This is a genomic window from Streptomyces sp. NPDC100445, from assembly GCF_044759735.1.
Taxonomy (GTDB): domain Bacteria; phylum Actinomycetota; class Actinomycetes; order Streptomycetales; family Streptomycetaceae; genus Streptomyces.
The window spans coordinates 330,398-348,302 of the sequence record NZ_JBIVZV010000009.1 but is presented as its reverse complement, the minus strand read 5'-3'; the positions used below and the strand labels follow the sequence as shown (position 1 = coordinate 348,302).

13 protein-coding genes are annotated in these 17,905 nt (G+C 73.5%); 10 read left to right on the top strand and 3 right to left on the bottom strand.

The window, feature by feature from the left end; genetic code table 11:
• Positions 1–221: 221 nt before the first annotated feature.
• The 9 genes from ACIQVT_RS22830 (at position 222) to ACIQVT_RS22790 (ending at position 9,342) form a co-directional block, all read left to right on the top strand.
• A complete protein-coding gene (locus tag ACIQVT_RS22830) occupies positions 222–902 on the top strand; it encodes a two-component system response regulator (protein WP_403756798.1) in 681 nt (226 codons plus the stop codon).
• A 124-nt stretch (positions 903–1,026) separates the two neighbouring features.
• A complete protein-coding gene (locus ACIQVT_RS22825; protein WP_403756795.1) occupies positions 1,027–3,789 on the top strand; it encodes a DNA translocase FtsK in 2,763 nt (920 codons plus the stop codon).
• Positions 3,790–4,075: 286 nt separating this feature from the next.
• Positions 4,076–4,912 carry a helix-turn-helix domain-containing protein gene (locus ACIQVT_RS22820; protein WP_403756792.1) on the top strand — a complete coding sequence of 279 codons (837 nt, stop codon included), beginning with the start codon at positions 4,076–4,078 and terminating at the stop codon, positions 4,910–4,912.
• 91 nt (positions 4,913–5,003) lie between these two features.
• Positions 5,004–6,476 (top strand): 30S ribosomal protein S12 methylthiotransferase RimO, encoded by a 1,473-nt coding sequence (gene rimO / locus ACIQVT_RS22815; RefSeq protein ID WP_403756789.1) that lies wholly within the window; start codon positions 5,004–5,006, stop codon positions 6,474–6,476.
• Positions 6,473–7,237, top strand: coding sequence for a CDP-diacylglycerol--glycerol-3-phosphate 3-phosphatidyltransferase (pgsA, locus tag ACIQVT_RS22810; protein ID WP_403756786.1), 765 nt, complete (start codon positions 6,473–6,475; stop codon positions 7,235–7,237). The genes rimO and pgsA overlap by 4 nt, the downstream gene beginning before the upstream one ends.
• Positions 7,234–7,779 carry a CinA family protein gene (locus tag ACIQVT_RS22805; RefSeq protein WP_403756783.1) on the top strand — a complete coding sequence of 182 codons (546 nt, stop codon included), beginning with the start codon at positions 7,234–7,236 and terminating at the stop codon, positions 7,777–7,779. The genes pgsA and ACIQVT_RS22805 overlap by 4 nt, the downstream gene beginning before the upstream one ends.
• A 109-nt stretch (positions 7,780–7,888) precedes the next feature.
• Positions 7,889–8,260, top strand: coding sequence for a helix-turn-helix domain-containing protein (locus ACIQVT_RS22800; protein ID WP_403756780.1), 372 nt, complete (start codon positions 7,889–7,891; stop codon positions 8,258–8,260).
• Between the two features lie 197 nt (positions 8,261–8,457).
• Positions 8,458–8,928: a Dps family protein gene (locus ACIQVT_RS22795; RefSeq protein WP_403756774.1), complete on the top strand. Its 471-nt coding sequence runs from the start codon at positions 8,458–8,460 to the stop codon at positions 8,926–8,928.
• 138 nt (positions 8,929–9,066) lie between these two features.
• The gene (locus ACIQVT_RS22790) at positions 9,067–9,342 is read left to right on the top strand and encodes a hypothetical protein (protein ID WP_403756769.1); all 276 of its coding nucleotides are present in this window, start codon (positions 9,067–9,069) and stop codon (positions 9,340–9,342) included.
• Positions 9,343–9,464: 122 nt separating this feature from the next.
• On the opposite strand, the gene ACIQVT_RS22785 is transcribed toward ACIQVT_RS22790, so the two are convergent.
• From ACIQVT_RS22785 to ACIQVT_RS22775, 3 genes are all read right to left on the bottom strand, one after another.
• Complete coding sequence (locus ACIQVT_RS22785) at positions 9,465–10,310, bottom strand: Fpg/Nei family DNA glycosylase (protein WP_403756764.1); 846 nt, start codon at positions 10,308–10,310, stop codon at positions 9,465–9,467.
• Positions 10,311–10,383: 73 nt separating this feature from the next.
• Positions 10,384–15,456, bottom strand: a complete 5,073-nt coding sequence (locus tag ACIQVT_RS22780) for an ATP-dependent helicase (protein WP_403756761.1) — start codon at positions 15,454–15,456, stop codon at positions 10,384–10,386.
• A 1,047-nt stretch (positions 15,457–16,503) separates the two neighbouring features.
• Positions 16,504–17,448 carry a hypothetical protein gene (locus ACIQVT_RS22775; protein WP_403756758.1) on the bottom strand — a complete coding sequence of 315 codons (945 nt, stop codon included), beginning with the start codon at positions 17,446–17,448 and terminating at the stop codon, positions 16,504–16,506.
• Between the two features lie 80 nt (positions 17,449–17,528).
• Here ACIQVT_RS22775 and ACIQVT_RS22770 point away from each other — a divergent pair, with 80 nt between their 5' ends.
• Positions 17,529–17,723, top strand: coding sequence for a DUF3046 domain-containing protein (locus ACIQVT_RS22770; protein ID WP_403756755.1), 195 nt, complete (start codon positions 17,529–17,531; stop codon positions 17,721–17,723).
• Positions 17,724–17,905 lie beyond the last annotated feature (182 nt).

Below are 17,905 nucleotides of genomic sequence, written 5' to 3'. Positions count from 1 at the left end.
AGGTTGTTGCATCATGATGGCGGGGAACACGCGGGAATGTGGGATTCCGGGAACCCCCGGAGGCTCCGCCGCGTTTCCTCTACGTGCACAGTGACATCACGGTGACAGGGTGTGGCGACAGGCGGGGTGCGGCTACGATGACCGGCACAAGGACGGGCGGCGAAAGGGAGTCGTCCCCTGGGGCGGCGCCCGGCGTACCGCCGGGACGAGGAGGGCGGGCCATGGTGCAGAAGGCCAAGATCCTCCTGGTCGATGACCGGCCGGAGAATCTGCTGGCGCTGGAGGCCATCCTCTCTGCGCTCGATCAGACGCTGGTGCGGGCATCGAGCGGGGAGGAAGCGCTCAAAGCGCTGCTCACGGACGATTTCGCGGTCATTCTGCTGGATGTCCAGATGCCGGGCATGGACGGTTTCGAGACGGCGGCGCACATCAAGCGCCGTGAGCGGACCCGTGACATCCCGATCATCTTCCTCACAGCGATCAATCACGGCCCGCACCACACCTTCCGGGGTTACGCGGCGGGCGCGGTGGACTACATCTCCAAGCCGTTCGACCCGTGGGTGCTGCGTGCGAAGGTCTCGGTCTTCGTCGAGCTGTACATGAAGAACTGTCAGCTGCGCGAACAGGCCGCGCTGCTGCGGCTCCAGTTGGAGGGCGGCGGCGGCAAGGGCGCGGTCGCCGGCCGGGAGTCGGCCGGACTGCTGGCCGAGCTGTCGGCGCGGCTCGCCGCCGTCGAGGAGCAGGCCGAGGCGCTGTCCAAGCAGCTGGACGACGACTCCGCGGACGCGGCGGCGGTCGCCACGGCGGCCCATCTGGAGCGCAAGCTCACCGGATTGCGCCGCGCCCTCGACGCCCTGGAGCCGGGCACGGGCGGCGGCGCCTCCCTGCCGTCCCCGAACTGACGCCTCCCGGGCCCCGGTCGGCCGGTGAGCGGGCGTCAGTTCCGGTCCCCCTCCGGCACGACACGAACGGGTGAAGCTGTGGGCACACGTGTCCGCCGTCGTCTCCCCCGGTAACCTCACACCCATGGCCTCACGTCCGTCCGCAGCCAAGAAGCAGCCCGCGAAGAAGGTCGCAGCTCCCGCGAAGGCTCCGGTGAAGAAGGCCGCCGTGAAGAAGGCCGCGGCCAGGAAGGCGCCCGCCAGGAAGCCGGCGGCCAGGAAGGCCGTGCCGCCGAGGCCGTCCCCCAGCGCCACCGGGGGCCTGTTCCGGCTCGTGCGCGCCCTCTGGCTCGGCCTCGCGCACGCCGTCGGCGCCGTCTTCCGCGGCATGGGGCAGGGCGCGAGGAACCTCGACCCCGCCCACCGCAAGGACGGCGTCGCCCTGCTGCTGTTCGCCCTGGCCCTGATCGTCGCGGCCGGCACCTGGGCCGACCTGAAGGGACCCGTCGGCGACCTGGTGGAGACGCTCGTCACCGGCGCCTTCGGCCGACTCGACCTGCTGGCGCCGATACTGCTGGCGGTGATCGCCGTACGGTTCGTCCGGCACCCGGAGAAGCCGGAGGCCAACGGCCGGATCGTGATCGGCCTGTCGGCACTCGTCGTCGGGGTGCTCGGCCAGGTCCACATCGCCTGCGGCGCGCCCGCGCGCAGCGCCGGGATGCAGGCCATAAGGGACGCCGGCGGCCTCATCGGCTGGGCGGCGGCCACCCCGCTGACGTACACCATGACCGAGATGCTCGCCGTACCACTGCTGGTACTGCTGACGGTCTTCGGTCTGCTGGTGGTGACCGCCACGCCGGTCAACGCCGTCCCGCAGCGGCTGCGCGCGCTCGGCGTGAGCCTGGGGCTGCTGCCCGACCACGAGGACGACTACTACCCCGAGCACGCCGGTGACGTGGACGACGGCGAGTACTACGGGGAGCAGTGGCGTGAGGCGCCGCCGGCGCGCCCGCGAGGCCGCGCCCGCGCCCCCCGGGCCTACGACCCCGGCCGGGCGGAGGAGGAGGCCCTCTCGCAGCGCCGCGGGCGCCCCAGGCGCTCCGCCGTGCCCCAGCCGGACCCGCAGCGGCATCCGGACGCCGTGGACGTCGCCGCCGCGGCCGCCGCCGCGCTCGACGGTGCCGTGCTGCACGGCATGCCGCCGTCCCCGCTCGTCGCCGACCTCACGCAGGGAGTGGGCGCCGGCGAACGCGAGGACACCACGCCGGTGCCCGAGCCCCAGCCCGAGCCGGCACCCGCCACCTCGCCGGTGCCCGCGCCGGCGCCGCGGCCCAGGCAGGAGCGGGGCGCCTCCGGGCCCGTGCCGGACCTGACGAAGAAGGCCCCCGAGGTGCCCCGGGAGTTGCCCGCGCGCGCCGAGCAGCTCCAGCTGTCCGGCGACATCACCTACGCGCTGCCCTCCCTGGACCTGCTCCGGCGGGGTGGCCCCGGCAAGGCGCGCAGCGCCGCCAACGACGCGGTCGTCGCCTCGCTCACCCAGGTGTTCACCGAGTTCAAGGTCGACGCGGCGGTGACCGGCTTCACCCGCGGCCCGACGGTCACCCGGTACGAGGTCGAGCTGGGCCCCGCCGTGAAGGTCGAGCGGATCACCGCGCTGACCAAGAACATCGCCTACGCGGTGGCCAGTCCCGACGTGCGGATCATCAGCCCGATCCCCGGCAAGTCCGCGGTCGGCATCGAGATCCCGAACACCGACCGGGAGATGGTCAACCTGGGTGACGTGCTGCGTCTCGCGGAGTCCGCCGAGGACGACGACCCGATGCTGGTCGCCTTCGGCAAGGACGTCGAGGGCGGGTACGTCATGCACTCGCTGGCGAAGATGCCGCACATCCTGGTCGCCGGTGCCACCGGTTCCGGCAAGTCGTCGTGCATCAACTGCCTGATCACCTCGGTGATGATGCGGGCGACCCCGGAGGACGTCCGGATGATCCTCGTCGACCCCAAGCGCGTCGAACTGACCGCCTACGAGGGCATCCCGCACCTGATCACGCCGATCATCACCAACCCCAAGCGGGCCGCCGAGGCGCTCCAGTGGGTCGTCCGCGAGATGGACCTCAGGTACGACGACCTGGCCGCCTACGGATACCGGCACATCGACGACTTCAACCGCGCGGTGCGCGAGGGCAAGGTCAAGCCGCCCGAGGGCAGCGAGCGGGAGCTCCAGCCGTACCCGTACCTGTTGGTGATCGTGGACGAGCTGGCCGACCTGATGATGGTCGCCCCGCGGGACGTGGAGGACTCGATCGTGCGCATCACGCAGCTCGCGCGCGCGGCCGGCATCCACCTGGTGCTCGCCACCCAGCGCCCGTCGGTGGACGTGGTCACCGGTCTGATCAAGGCCAACGTGCCCTCCCGGCTGGCGTTCGCCACCTCCTCCCTCGCCGACTCCCGGGTCATCCTCGACCAGCCGGGCGCCGAGAAGCTGATCGGCAAGGGCGACGGCCTGTTCCTGCCGATGGGCGCCAACAAGCCGACCCGTATGCAGGGCGCGTTCGTGACCGAGGAGGAGGTCGCGGTCGTCGTCCAGCACTGCAAGGACCAGATGGCGCCCGTCTTCCGGGACGACGTCACCGTCGGGACCAAGCAGAAGAAGGAGATCGACGAGGACATCGGCGACGACCTCGACCTGCTGTGCCAGGCGGCCGAACTGGTGGTCTCCACCCAGTTCGGGTCCACGTCCATGCTCCAGCGCAAGCTGCGCGTCGGCTTCGCCAAGGCCGGCCGGCTCATGGACCTCATGGAGTCCCGCAACATCGTGGGGCCGAGCGAGGGCTCCAAGGCGCGTGACGTTCTCGTGAAACCCGACGAACTGGACGGCGTGCTCGCGGTGATACGTGGGGAGAGTTGAGTCGAGGGGTGGGGCGGAGATCCGTCCGGCGGACGTGGGTCGGCCGGCGGGAGCCCCGTGACCCACCCGTTAGACATCGGTGAGCAACCGTTTCCCTTTGTCGTACGTCCAGTTGAGCGAGTGGACAGATAGGCCCTCCATCCTGGGGTACCTGCCTGTCCAGCCCTCGGAGTTCCGGGCCGGTCCGACGGCGTAGAAAGTGCCTCCGCCCGGTTGCCCCACCCTTTCGTACCCCCCCTAGACTGAGCTTCCAGCACAGGTGGCTACACGCTCGAAAGGCGCCCCCGTGTCCCTCGGCAACTCCCCTGAAGACGAGCGTCCGATCCGAGACGAGTCCCAGGAGGCCCGGCCCTCCGTGGGCCGTGCCCTGCACCGGGCGCGGATCGCGGCCGGGCTGACGGTGGACGACGTCAGCGGCGCCACCCGTGTCCGCATCGCCATCGTGCACGCCATCGAGGCGGACGACTACACCCCCTGCGGCGGTGACGTGTACGCCCGCGGGCACATCCGCACGCTGGCCAGGGCCGTCCACCTCGACCCCGGCCCGCTGATCGCCCAGTTCGACGCCGAACACGGCGGCCGACCGGCGCCCACCCCCGCCGCACCCATGTTCGAGGCGGAGCGCATCCGGCCCGAGCGGCGCGGACCGAACTGGACCGCGGCCATGGTCGCCGCGATCGTCGTGGTGATCGGTTTCGTCGGGTTCACCGCCGTCAAGGGCGGCGACGGCGGCTCCGGCACGCAGGCCGCGGACGCCGCCACGCCCGCCGCCGGCAGGACCGCCTCGGCGACACCGAAGAAGGCCGAACCCACCGCGCCGACCGGCGAGCCCTCCGACAGCGCCATCGCCGCCGCGCCCCAGGACAAGGTGACGGTCCAGGTCAGCGCGCCCGACGGACGCAGCTGGATCTCGGCCAAGGACCACAACGGCCGGATGCTCTTCGACGGCCTGCTGAACAAGGGCGAGTCCAAGACGTTCCAGGACAGCTCGAAGATCAACCTGATCCTGGGCGACGCCGGCGCCATCGAGCTGTACGTCAACGGCAAGAAGATCGAGGACACCTTCAAGCCCGGCGCGGTCGAGCGCCTGACCTACACCAAGGGCGACCCGGTCGCCGGCTGACCGGCGCGGCGACACGGATGTGACGGAGTCGGCCGGGCTCGGCCAACCCCGTCGACGTGGGCCGTCATCAGGACGAAGTAGTCTTGAGCCCATGCCTGAACGCCGTACCGTCGCACTCGTCACTCTCGGCTGCGCTCGTAACGAGGTGGATTCCGAGGAGCTCGCAGGCCGTTTGGAGGCGGACGGCTGGCAGCTCGTCGACGACGCCGCGGACGCCGACGTCGCCGTGGTCAACACCTGTGGCTTCGTGGAGGCCGCCAAGAAGGACTCCGTCGACGCCCTCCTCGAGGCCAACGACCTCAAGGACCACGGCAGAACCCAGGCCGTCGTGGCGGTGGGCTGCATGGCCGAGCGGTACGGCAAGGAGCTGGCCGAGGCACTGCCCGAGGCCGACGGGGTCCTCGGCTTCGACGACTACGCCGACATCTCCGACCGCCTCCAGACCATCCTCTCCGGCGGCATCCACGCCGCCCACACCCCGCGCGACCGGCGCAAGCTGCTGCCGATCAGCCCCGCCGAGCGGCAGGAGTCGGCCGCGGAGGTGGCGCTGCCCGGGCACGGCCCGGCCGACCTCCCCGAGGGCGTCGCGCCCGCCTCCGGCCCCCGCGCGCCGCTGCGCCGCCGGCTGGACGGCGCCCCCGTTGCCTCCGTCAAGCTCGCCTCGGGCTGCGACCGGCGCTGCTCCTTCTGCGCCATCCCGTCCTTCCGCGGCTCCTTCATCTCCCGCCGCCCCAGCGACGTCCTCAACGAGACCCGCTGGCTGGCCGAGCAGGGCGTGAAGGAGGTCATGCTGGTCTCCGAGAACAACACCTCCTACGGCAAGGACCTGGGCGACATCCGCCTGCTGGAGTCCCTCCTGCCGGAGCTGGCCGAGGTCGACGGCATCGAGCGGGTGCGGGTGAGCTACCTCCAGCCGGCCGAGATGCGCCCGGGCCTGATCGACGTGCTGACCTCCACCCCGAAGGTCGTGCCCTACTTCGACCTGTCCTTCCAGCACTCCGCGCCCGGCGTGCTGCGCGCCATGCGCCGTTTCGGCGACACCGACCGGTTCCTGGAGCTGCTCGACACCATCCGCGGCAAGGCGCCCCAGGCCGGCGTCCGCTCCAACTTCATCGTCGGCTTCCCCGGCGAGAGCGAGTCCGACCTGGCCGAGCTGGAGCGCTTCCTCACCGGTGCCCGTCTGGACGCCATCGGTGTCTTCGGCTACTCCGACGAGGACGGCACGGAAGCGGCGACGTACGAGAACAAGCTGGACGAGGACGTCGTCGCCGAGCGGCTGGCGCGGGTCTCGCGGCTCGCGGAGGAGCTGGTCTCGCAGCGCGCCGAGGAGCGCGTCGGCGAGACGGTGCGGGTCCTGGTGGAGTCCGTGGACGAGGAGGACGGCGTCCGCGGGCGTGCCGAGCACCAGGCCCCGGAGACCGACGGCCAGGTCCTGCTCACGAGCGGCGCGGGCCTCCGGGTCGGACGTATGGTCGAGGCGAAGGTGGTCGGTACGGAAGGTGTCGACCTGGTCGCCGAGCCGCTGACCGGTTCGCTCGCGTGTAGTGAGGAGGCGGGCAGATGACCGGAGTCCCGGCATCCGCCGCGGGCGGCTCCTCCGGCGCGCAGGGCGCCGCGGGCACCGCTGCCGACGGCGTTGCGTCCGAGGTCTCCGGTTCTGCTCCGGGCCCCGCCACGGCCCCCGAGGGCGGCGGCAGGCCGGCCCGCGGCGGGAAGATCGCGGCCGCGGCCGTCAACCAGGCCAGTGTCTGGAACGTCGCCAATCTGCTGACGATGCTCCGGCTGGTCCTGGTCCCCGGCTTCGTGGCCCTGATGCTGGCGCACGGGGGCTACGACCCGGCCTGGCGCTCGCTGGCCTGGGCCTCCTTCGCCGTCGCCATGATCACCGACCTGTTCGACGGGCATCTGGCGCGCACGTACGACCTGGTCACGGACTTCGGGAAGATCGCCGACCCCATCGCCGACAAGGCGATCATGGGGGCGGCGCTCGTCTGTCTGTCGGCCCTGGACGATCTGCCGTGGTGGGTCACGATCGTCATCCTCGGCCGGGAACTCGGCATCACCCTGCTGCGTTTCCTGGTCATCCGCTACGGAGTGATCCCCGCCAGCCGGGGCGGCAAGCTCAAGACGCTCACCCAGGGCGTGGCCGTCGGGATGTACGTCCTGCCGCTCACCGGATGGCTGGCCACGCTCCGGTTCTGGGTGATGGCCGCGGCGGTCGTCCTCACGGTCGTCACCGGCCTCGACTACGTAAGACAGGCCATTGTGCTGCGGCGGCAGGGAATGGCCGAACGCGCGGCGGCGTTGGAGGAGACGGAAGCGTGAGTTCCCCGGCCACCGAACTGGTGCGACTACTGACAGTGAGGGGCGAGACCCTCGCCGTCGCCGAGTCGCTGACCGGTGGCTTGGTGGCCGCGGAGATCACCGCGGTGCCCGGGGCGTCCAAGGTGTTCCGGGGGTCGGTCACCGCCTACGCCACCGAGCTGAAGCACCGGCTGCTGGGCGTGGACGCCACCCTGCTGGCTCAGCAGGGTGCGGTGGATCCGCAGGTCGCGGCCCAGATGGCGGCGGGCGTCCGCGAGGCGCTGGGAGCCGACTGGGGCATCGCGACCACCGGGGTCGCCGGCCCCGACCCGCAGGACGGCCGGCCGGTCGGCACCGTGTTCGTCGCCGTCGACGGGCCCGGCAACGCCCCGAAGGGTTCTGCCGGTGGCGGAAAAGTCGAGGGTCTGCGGTTGAACGGCAGCCGTGCGGAAATTCGTATGGAGAGTGTACGGAGCGTACTCGCAGTGCTTCTGGAGCGGCTTGCGGGCGAACAGACCGGGAATGAGCGGGCACAGGATACGGAACGGAACGGGGGGTTTTGATGTTTGCAGCCCTGAGTGAACACGACATCGCTCCCCGCACGGCCGCGGCGCGAGGCGGTACGGTGGGGCGAGAAGGATGCGGCTACGCGGTCCGAGGAGGGAGCCACCGATGATTCTGCTCCGTCGCCTGCTGGGTGACGTGCTGCGTCGGCAGCGCCAACGCCAGGGCCGTACTCTGCGCGAAGTCTCCTCGTCCGCCCGAGTCTCACTCGGCTATCTCTCCGAGGTGGAGCGGGGGCAGAAGGAGGCTTCCTCCGAGCTGCTCGCCGCCATCTGCGACGCGCTGGACGTACGGATGTCGGAACTCATGCGAGAGGTGAGCGACGAACTGGCGCTCGCCGAACTCGCCCAGTCCGCCGCGGCCGAGCACGTGCCCGCACCGGTCCGACCGATGCTGGGTTCCGTCTCGGTGACCGGCGTGCCACCGGAACGGGTGACCATCAAGGCGCCCGCCGAGGCCGTGGACGTGGTCGCCGCCTGAGGCGGGACCACCCGGCCCCACACCCCAGAACCAACCAGGCCCCGACCGGTTCTCCCCAGTGACCCTGGGAAGCCGGCCGGGGCTTTCGCGTCGCCCGCGCGTTCCGCGCGGGCCCTCGGCCCTTCGTCCGTTTGCCGCGGCCGGGCGGTGCGGTCATCGTGGAGGGACGTGACGGGGCCGAAAGCACCGGAGGACGGATGTACGTCGTGAAGAGCCCGTTGACCGACACGGACCTGAAGACCGTGTCCGAGGCGCTCCAGGGCGCCCTCGTCGACCTGCTGGACCTCTCCCTGGTCGCCAAGCAGATCCACTGGAACGTCGTCGGGCCCCGCTTCCGCTCCGTCCACCTCCAGCTCGACGAGGTGGTCGACTCAGCCCGCACCCACTCCGACACCGTGGCCGAGCGGGCCTCGGCGCTGGGCGTCCCGCCCGACGGACGCGCCGCCTCGGTGGCCGCCGGGAGCGGCATCGGCACCGCCCCGGCGGGCTGGATCAAGGACACGGACGCGGTCGGCACGATGGTCGACGCGCTCGGCGCGGTGATCGTCCGCATGCGCGAGCGGGTGAACGCGACCGGGGATGCGGACCCCGTCTCCCAGGACATCCTCATCGGCATCACCGCCGACCTGGAGAAGCACCACTGGATGTTCCAGGCCGAGCACGCGTAACGGCTCACCGGAGGACGGCGGCCGCGTGCCGGGCCGTCCGTGGAGCGAGTGGTCCGGCGTGGCTTCGGTGAGTCCGTGGTGCGCCTCCCGAGCGGGACGGGCGACGGATCCGGCGCCCGGCAGGAGGTGGTGACGGGCATGGTGGGTCGGATAGTGCGCTACGGGGTGGCGCTCGGATGCGGCGCGGTCTGGTGGTGGGCAGCGGTGCGGCTCGCCGTGGGGGAAGGAGCGGGCGTGCTGGAGGGCGCCGTGGTGGTGGGCGGCTGGGGGGTGAGCGTGCTGCCGGTGCACTGTGCGCCCAAGCGACGCGCGGCCGGGGCGGTTCCCGCCGGGCGCTGGGAGGCCGCCTGGCGGGCGGGTGACCCGGTCACAGCGCCGCCCGCCCGTCCGGACGACGTGTCCGGTCCCCTGTGAACGCCGGCCTCCGGTGGGCGCGGCGGCGACGGTGTCGGGCGTGTCCGGTCCGCGGTCTGCGGGGAGAGGCGGATGCCTTGCCGGGACGCGCCGGGCGGGTCAGCGGGTGCGGCACGGGCGGCTCAGCCGGTTCGGCGCGGGTACTTCTCGCGCCAGCGCTGAGGTGAACCCGGCGGGGGAGTGGGGCCCGCCTGGCAGGTGGGACACCAGTAGGTGGGCCGCTCCTGGGAGCCGTCGCCCTGGTCGGCCACCCGCACGGGGGTGTGGCAGCGCAGGCACGGACGCCGTGCGCGGCCATAGACGAACAGGTCCTGCCGGGGCAGCCCGGTGGTCTGCCGGACCGGGCGGTCGCGGTTCGCCTCCAACAGTCTCCGGGCCAGGACGGGCAGCTTCTCGGCCCGGTCGGCGGGGAGCGCGCCGGCCGGCAGCCAGGGGGTCACGCCGAGCAGGAAGCACAGCTCGCTCTTGTACACGTTGCCGATGCCGGCCAGATTGCGTTGGTCGAGCAGGGCCTCGCCGAGTTCGCGGCCCGGGTCCGCGAGGATGTTGGCCAGGGCGCGCTCGGCGTCCCAGTCCGGGCCGAGCAGGTCGGGGCCGAGGTGGCCGACGGCCCGGTCCTCGTCGGCCGTGTGCAGCAGCTCCAGGACCGGGAGGCGGTAGCCGACGGCGGCGCGGTCGGCGGTGGTGAGGACGGCGCGGATCTGGTGCGCGGGCCCGCCGCGCCAGCGCTCGTCCGTGCCGAACACCTTCCACGCGCCCTCCATCCGCAGATGGGAGTGCAGGGTCAGACCGCCCTCGAACCGGGTGAGCAGGTGCTTGCCGCGCGGGATGGTGTTCAGCACCGTGCGGCCCGCCAGGTCGACCGTCGCGTACTTCGGCACCCGGAAGTCGCTCCGGGTCAGCGCCTTGCCCGCGAGGGCCTCGTGCAGCCGTCGCGCGGCCTGCCAGACCGTGTCACCTTCGGGCATGCGTCAAGGGTGCCACGGGCTCGGCGCCGGCACGGGTCCCCCGGCACGGGCGGGTACCGGGGCGCCGCGGCGGTCACGCTCTCAGGCGCAGGCCGCGTGGTGTCGCCACGAACCCCGCCGTCTCCAGGAGCGTGCCCACGGGGGAGGTCAGGGCCTGGGCGCCGTTGACGCGCTCGACGGTGACCGTGCCGAGCGAGCCCGCGCGGGCCGCCGCGGCCAGCGCTTCGGCGGCCGTACCGAGGCGCGGGTCGTCCGACGCGTCGGTGTCCTGGCCGGCGGGCCAGGCCAGCAGCGTCTTGCCGCCGCGCTCCATGTACAGGGTCAGTTCGCCCTCCACCAGGACGACCAGCGCGCCCGCCTTCCGGCCCGGCTTGTGCCCGGCACCGGCCGGCGGCTCCGGCCAGGGAAGGGCGGCGCCGTAGGCGTTCGCCGGGTCGGCCGCGGCCAGGACCACGGCACGGGGGTCGGGTGCCGGCGCGCCGGTACGGCCGTTGCCCCGGCCGCGGTGGGCGGCGGGGCCGAAGGGGGCCGAGCCGTACGAGGAGCCGTACCCGGAACCGCCTCCTCCGCGGGGGCCTCCGTAGCCGGGGGAGGCGAACGGGTCGGAGGGCGCGCGGGACGAGGAGCGGTCGCCCGTCGCGGTGGGGCGGTCCTCCGGCGGCCAGGTGAAGTCACCGTCCAGGCCGGGGTGGGCGAGCCCGCCGTCCGCGCCGTCGAGGGCGCCCGGGGCGGTGTGGCCGTGCCGCGTGCCGTCGCCCGTGCCGAACGGCGCGTCGAGCGGGGTGGCGAAGGGAGCGTCGAACGGCGCGTCGAACGGGTTCGGGAAGCCCGGGACGGCCGAGCCGTCGGTGCCGGCCGGACCCGCGAAACCGCTGTGACCGGCCGGCACGGGCAGGCCCTGCGAGCGTTCGCGGGCGTTCGCCACCGCCCGCAGGCGGTCCACCGCGCCGTCCATCGCGAACTGGGCCGCCCCCAACCCCTCGACCACGTAACCGCGCCGGGCCTGCCCGCTCTCCTCGAACACGGACAGCACCCGGTACACCGCGGAGAAGCCGCCTTCGACCCCTTCCGCGCCGACCGCGCCGCGCGTCACCACGCCGTGCCGGTCCAGGAGCGTGCGGGCCAGCGCGTGCGCGCGCACGGTGGCGTCCGGCTCGGCCGCGGGCAGCAGCGACCAGCGGCCGGCGACGGTCGGCGGGCCGGTGCGGGAGGCGGTGCGCGCCGCGGCCGTCAGGGAGCCGTACCGGCCGCGCGGGACGCTGCGCTTGGCGCGGTGCGCGGTCGAGCCGGCGGTACGCCCCGAGCCCAGCAGGGAGCGCATCGGTGTCAGCGTGTCGTTGGTGAGCCGGCCCGACCAGGCCAGGTCCCACAGCACGTCGGCGAGTTGCGGGTCGGTGGCCTCGGGGTGGGCGGTGGCCCGGACCTGGTCGGCGATCTGCCGGAAGAACAGGCCGTAGCCGCCGGAGAGCGCGTCCAGGACGGACCGGTGCAGCGGCGTCAGCTCCAGCGGGTGCGGTGACGGCAGTAGCAGGGGCGCCGCGTCGGCCAGGTAGAGGGAGACCCAGCCGTCCTTGCCGGGCAGGGAGCCCGCGCCGGCCCACACCACCTCGCCCGCGGTGGTCAGTTCGTCGAGCATCGAGGGCGTGTAGCCGGCCACGCGGGACGGCAGGACCAGCTTCTCCAACGCGGAGGCGGGCACCGAGGCGCCTTGCAACTGCTCCACGGCGCGCACCAGTCCGTCGACGCCGCGCAGCGTGTGGCCCCTGCCGATGTGCTGCCACTGCGGCAGGAACTGCGCCAGCGCGGGCGGCGGCACCGGTTCCAGCTCGTGCCGCAGGGCCGCCAGGGAGCGGCGGCGCAGGCGGCGCAGCACGGTCGCGTCGCACCACTCCTGGCCGATGCCCGCCGGGTGGAACTCACCTTGGACGACCCGGCCGTTGGCGGCGAGCCGTTGCAGGGCGCCCTCCGTGACCGCGACGCCCAGGCCGAAGCGGGCCGCCGCCGTGGCCGACGTGAACGGGCCGTGCGTGCGCGCGTACCGCGCGAGGAGGTCACCGAGCGGGTCCTTGAGCGGCTCGGTGAAGGCCTCGGGCACGCCCACGGGCAGCGCCGTGCCGAGGGCGTCGCGCAGCCGGCCCGCGTCCTCCACGGTCGCCCAGTGCTCGGCGCCCGCGATCCGCACCCGGATGGTGCGGCGGGCCCCGGCCAGCTCCCGCGCCCACTGCGGGTCCGCGCCCCGGGCCACCAGCTCGGCGTCGGTCAGCGGGCCGAGCAGACGCAGTATGTCGGCGACCCCCTCCACGTCCTTGACCCGGCGGTCCTCCGTGAGCCACTGGAGTTCGCGCTCCAGCTCGGTCAGCACCTCCGCGTCGAGCAGCTCGCGCAGCTCCGCCTGGCCCAGCAGCTCGGCCAGCAGCCGCGAGTCCAGGGACAGCGCGGCGGCACGGCGCTCGGCCAACGGGGAGTCGCCCTCGTACAGGAACTGGGCGACGTACCCGAACAGCAGGGAGCGGGCGAACGGGGACGGCTCGGGGGTGGTGACCTCGACCAGGCGCACCCTGCGGGACTCGAGGTCACCCATCAGCTCGACCAGTCCGGGCACGTCGAAGACGTCCTGGAGGCATTCGCGGACCGCCTCCAGGACGATCGGGAACGAGCCGAACTCGCTCGCCACCTGGAGCAACTGGGCCGCCCGCTGGCGCTGCTGCCACAACGGGGTCCGCTTGCCCGGGGTGCGGCGCGGCAGCAGCAGCGCGCGGGCGGCGCACTCGCGGAACCGGGAGGCGAACAGCGCCGAGCCGCCGACCTGGTCGGTGACGATCTGGTCGACCTCGCCCTTGTCGAAGGCGACGTCCGCCGCGCCGACCGGGGCCTGGTCGCCGTCGTACTCGGTGCCGGCCCGCGCCGGCTCCTGGTCGAGCAGGTCCAGGCCCATCAGGTCGGCGTCGGGCAGGCGCAGCACGATGCCGTCGTCGGCGTGCATCACCTGCGCGTCCATGCCGTACCGCTCGGACAGGCGGGCGGCGAGCGCGAGTGCCCAGGGGGCGTGGACCTGCGCGCCGAACGGCGAGTGCACGACGACCCGCCAGTCGCCCAGCTCGTCCCGGAACCGTTCCACGACGATCGTCCGGTCGTCCGGGACGTGGCCGCATGCCTCGCGCTGCTCGTCCAGGTACGACAGCACGTTGTCCGCCGCCCAGGCGTCCAGCCCCGCCGTGAGCAGGCGCAGCCGGGCGTCGTCCTTCGACAGTGAGCCGATCTCGCGCAGGAACGCGCCCACCGCGCGGCCCAGTTCGAGCGGGCGGCCGAGCTGGTCGCCCTTCCAGAACGGCAGCCGGCCCGGCACTCCCGGCGCGGGGGAGACCAGGACCCGGTCGCGTGTGATGTCCTCGATGCGCCAGGAGCTCGTGCCCAGCGTGAAGACATCGCCGACCCGGGACTCGTAGACCATCTCCTCGTCCAGCTCGCCGACCCGGCCGCCGCCCTTCTTGGGATCGGAACCGGCGAGGAACACCCCGAACAGGCCGCGGTCGGGGATCGTGCCGCCGGAGGTCACGGCGAGGCGCTGCGCACCGGGCCGGCCGGTGACCGTGCCGGCCACCCGGTCCCACACCACGCGCGGGCGCAGCTCGGCGAACGCGTCCGACGGGTAGCGGCCCGCCAGCATGTCCAGCGTCGCCGTGAACGCCGACTCCGGCAGCGAGGCGAACGGGGCGGCACGGCGGACCACCGCGAGCAGGTCGTCGAACTGCCAGGTGTCCAGCGCCGTCATGGCGACCAGCTGCTGTGCCAGCACGTCCAGCGGGTTCGCGGGCACCTTCAGGGACTCGATGGCGCCCGAGCGCATCCGCTCGGTGACCACCGCCGCCTGGACCAGGTCGCCCCGGTACTTCGGGAAGACCACACCGGTGGAGACGGCGCCGACCTGGTGTCCCGCGCGGCCCACACGCTGGAGTCCCGAGGCGACCGAGGGAGGGGACTCGACCTGCACGACGAGGTCCACCGCGCCCATGTCGATGCCCAGCTCCAGACTGGACGTGGCGACCACCGCGGGCAGCCGACCCGCCTTCAGGTCCTCCTCCACCAACGCACGCTGCTCCTTGGACACCGAGCCGTGGTGCGCGCGGGCGATCACCGGGGGCGCGCCCTGAGCCGCGCCGGAGCCGCCCATCAGCTGGGCGGGGGAGTGGTGTTCGTCCAGGGGTTCGCCGGTGGCGCGCTCGTACGCGATCTCGTTGAGCCGGTTGCACAGCCGCTCCGCGAGCCGGCGGGAGTTGGCGAAGACGATCGTGGACCGGTGGGACTGGACCAGGTCGGCGATCCGCTCCTCCACCTGCGGCCAGATCGACGGCCGCTCCGCGCCCCCGGTCGCGTCGTCCGTCGGGGATCCCCCCAGCTCGCCCATGTCCTCCACCGGGACGACCACGGACAGGTCGAACTCCTTGCCGGACTCCGGCTGGACGATCTCCACCTTGCGGCGCGGCGACAGGTATCGGCCCACCTCGTCCACCGGGCGCACGGTCGCCGACAGGCCGATCCGGCGGGCCGGCCTCGGCAGCAGCTCGTCCAGCCGCTCCAGGGAGAGCGCGAGGTGAGCGCCGCGCTTGGTGCCCGCCACGGCGTGCACCTCGTCCAGGATCACCGTCTCCACACCGGTCAGCGCGTCGCGCGCGGCCGACGTCAGCATCAGGAACAGCGACTCGGGAGTGGTGATGAGGATGTCCGGCGGCCGTGTGGACAGCGAGCGGCGCTCGGCGGCGGGGGTGTCACCGGACCGGATGCCGACGCGGATCTCGGGTTCGGGCCGACCGAGCCGCACGGACTCCTGGCGGATGCCGGTCAGCGGGCTGCGCAGGTTGCGCTCGACGTCGACCGCGAGCGCCTTCAGCGGGGACACGTACAGCACCCGGCAGCGCTTCTTCGGGTCGGCCGGGGGCGGGGCCGAGGCCAGCTGGTCCAGCGCGGCGAGGAACGCGGCCAATGTCTTGCCCGAGCCGGTCGGCGCGACCACCAGCACGTCCGAGCCCTCCCGGATGGCCTGCCACGCGCCCGCCTGGGCCGCGGTGGGCGCGGAGAAGGCCCCCGCGAACCAGGCGCGGGTCGCGGGGGAGAAGCCGTCCAGGGCTCGATGTGCGGAGCTGACCATGCGTCCATCCTGCACCCACCCACTGACAATCGCCCTGACCTGCACGAACCGGGACGAACGAGGCCCTGTGGGGCGGGGACACGCCATCGCGGCGGGCAGCGCGGGCGGGGCGGTTCGGGGTGCGGCCTGGTGGGCAGGGCGCTGCGAGAGGTGCGGCCTGGGTGGCGTGGGTGCGGTGACGGGGTGGTCTGGGCGGGCAGGGTGGGGCAGCGCGCTGCGGCCTGGGCTGGCGGGCGGGGCGGGGGCGCGGTGGGTACCACAGCGGCGGCGCCGATCCCCGCGTCACGATCACGTTTCCGGCGTCCCGGTTCCCGCGTCGCACGGCCTCCGGTCCCGGTCCCCGCTACAGGTCCGCTCCGCGATCTCCGCGTCCCGGCCCCGATCCGCGTCCCGGCCCCGATCCGGTGCCCGGCCCTCGTGCCGGTCCTGATCTCGGTCCCTGTCCCGGTCCCGGTCCCTGTCCCGGTCCCGGTCCCGGTCCGGATCCTGATTCCGGTCTCGGTCCCGTCCGGGTCCTGACCTCGATCCCGGTCCCGATCCGGGGCCCGAACCCCGTCCGATCCCGATCCCTCGCGGCGTCCGGCACCCGCCAGGCCGACGCCTGGCGCCCACCAGGTCGGCATCCGCCGCGCTCCACATGCGCCAGGCCAGCGCCTGCGGCTTCCGGCACCCGCCAGGGTCGACGTCCGGCATCTGCCATGTCGGCACCCGCGAGCCCGGCACCCGCGAGCCCGGCACCCGCCAAGACCGCGGGACCACGGCGTCCAGCACCCGCCGGCCCAGCGCCCCCCATGGCCAGCGCCCGCGGCATCCGGCACACACCAGGTCGGCATCCGCAAGCCTGGCATCCGCCAGGGCCGGGACACACACCGTCCGGCACCCGCCAGGTCGGCACCTGGCACCCGCCAGGTCGGCACCTGGCACCCGCCAGGTCGGCACCTGGCACCCGCCAGGTCGGCACCTGGCACCCGCCAGGTCGGCACCCGGCGCTCGCCAGGGCCCGCGCCCCACGACGGCCGGCAGGCCATCCGCCGGCGCGTGGGTCGGTCAGCCCACGAAGCGGCCGTGCGCCCGTAGGGTGCGCAGCGCCTCGATCGTCACCATGGCACGCGCCTCCAGCGCGGGGGCCGGGGCCCACCGGCGCCAGCGGACGGGCCAGCCGCCGTCGTCCTGCTGTTCGGCGGCGAGGTGGTCCAGGGAGCGCGCCATCTCGTCGTCGGTGAACCACGCGCGCGCGAGCGAGTCCGGACTGCGGGCGAAGTCGTGCGGGAAGTGGTGCTCACCCGGGGCGTAGCCGGGCGCGACCGGGAACGCGTCGATACGGCCGGGGTCCAGCGCCGCGAGCCGCTGCTCGCGCATCAGGCGGCCCAGCCGGTCGGCGGCGGCCTGCGCGCGCGGGCGGTCGGCGGCGGAGTCCAGGAAGGTCACGGCGGCCTCCACCTCGTAGGGATGGGACCTCTCCAGCGACTCCACGGCCTGCCAGCAGAAGTCGGTGGCCCGGAACAGCCACGCGTGCCACACCGAGTTGCGGTGCAGCACACCGACCACCGGTCCGGTGACCAGCAGCTCGCTGGGCGGGTCGTCGACGACAGGGACGAACGGCGCCGTCGGATACCCGCGCTGCCCGGGGTGGACGGCGGGCAGCGCGCCGTCCGCGGTGGAGACGGAGGTCAGATAGCGGCACACCCGCTCCACCCGCTGCCCGCCGCACCGCCCGATGGCGTCCAGCACGCGTAGGGCGTACGCGGTGTGCAAGGGCTGACTGACCGGTCCGCGCAGGTCGGGTTCCAGCGCGTGCCCGTACCCGCCGTCGTCGTTGCGGTAGGCGTCCAAGGCCACCTCCACCGCGTCCGGGCTGCCGTGCAGGAAGTGGTGGGCGAAGAGACGCTGCTCCAGCACGCGCGCGGTGAGCCACACGAACTGCTCGGCGCGGAGGAGCGGGGAGCGCGCCGGTGGCGTGGAGGGGAGCGGGGGGACTCCTGTTTCGGGCATGGGTCAGACCGTAGGGCGGAAAGCGGTCTCGCAGCGCACTCCGGGCCGGGGCCCACACTCAGGGGCGGGATACTGGAGTCATGCGGTTGACGGTCTTCTGGGAGCGGATGGCGGAACACTTCGGTGCGGAGTACGCCGACACCTTCGCGCGCGATCACGTCATGTCGGATCTGGGCGGACGCACGGTGAACGAGGCACTGGACGCCGGCTGGGAGGCCAAGGACGTGTGGCGTGTGGTCTGCGCGGTCATGAGCGTGCCCGCCGAGAGGCGCTGACGGACGCCGACCGCCCGGTTGGAACGCGCTGGTTGCGCGGGTCGGCGCAGGCGGACCGAAGCGGCGGTACGGCACCGATCTGTCACGAAGGCCGCCCATGGGCACCGGCTGCCGCCGGCGTGGGCGAGACTTGGCGCGTGGCACCCACTCACGAGGACCCCCTGGCACCGCCCGCCGACGGC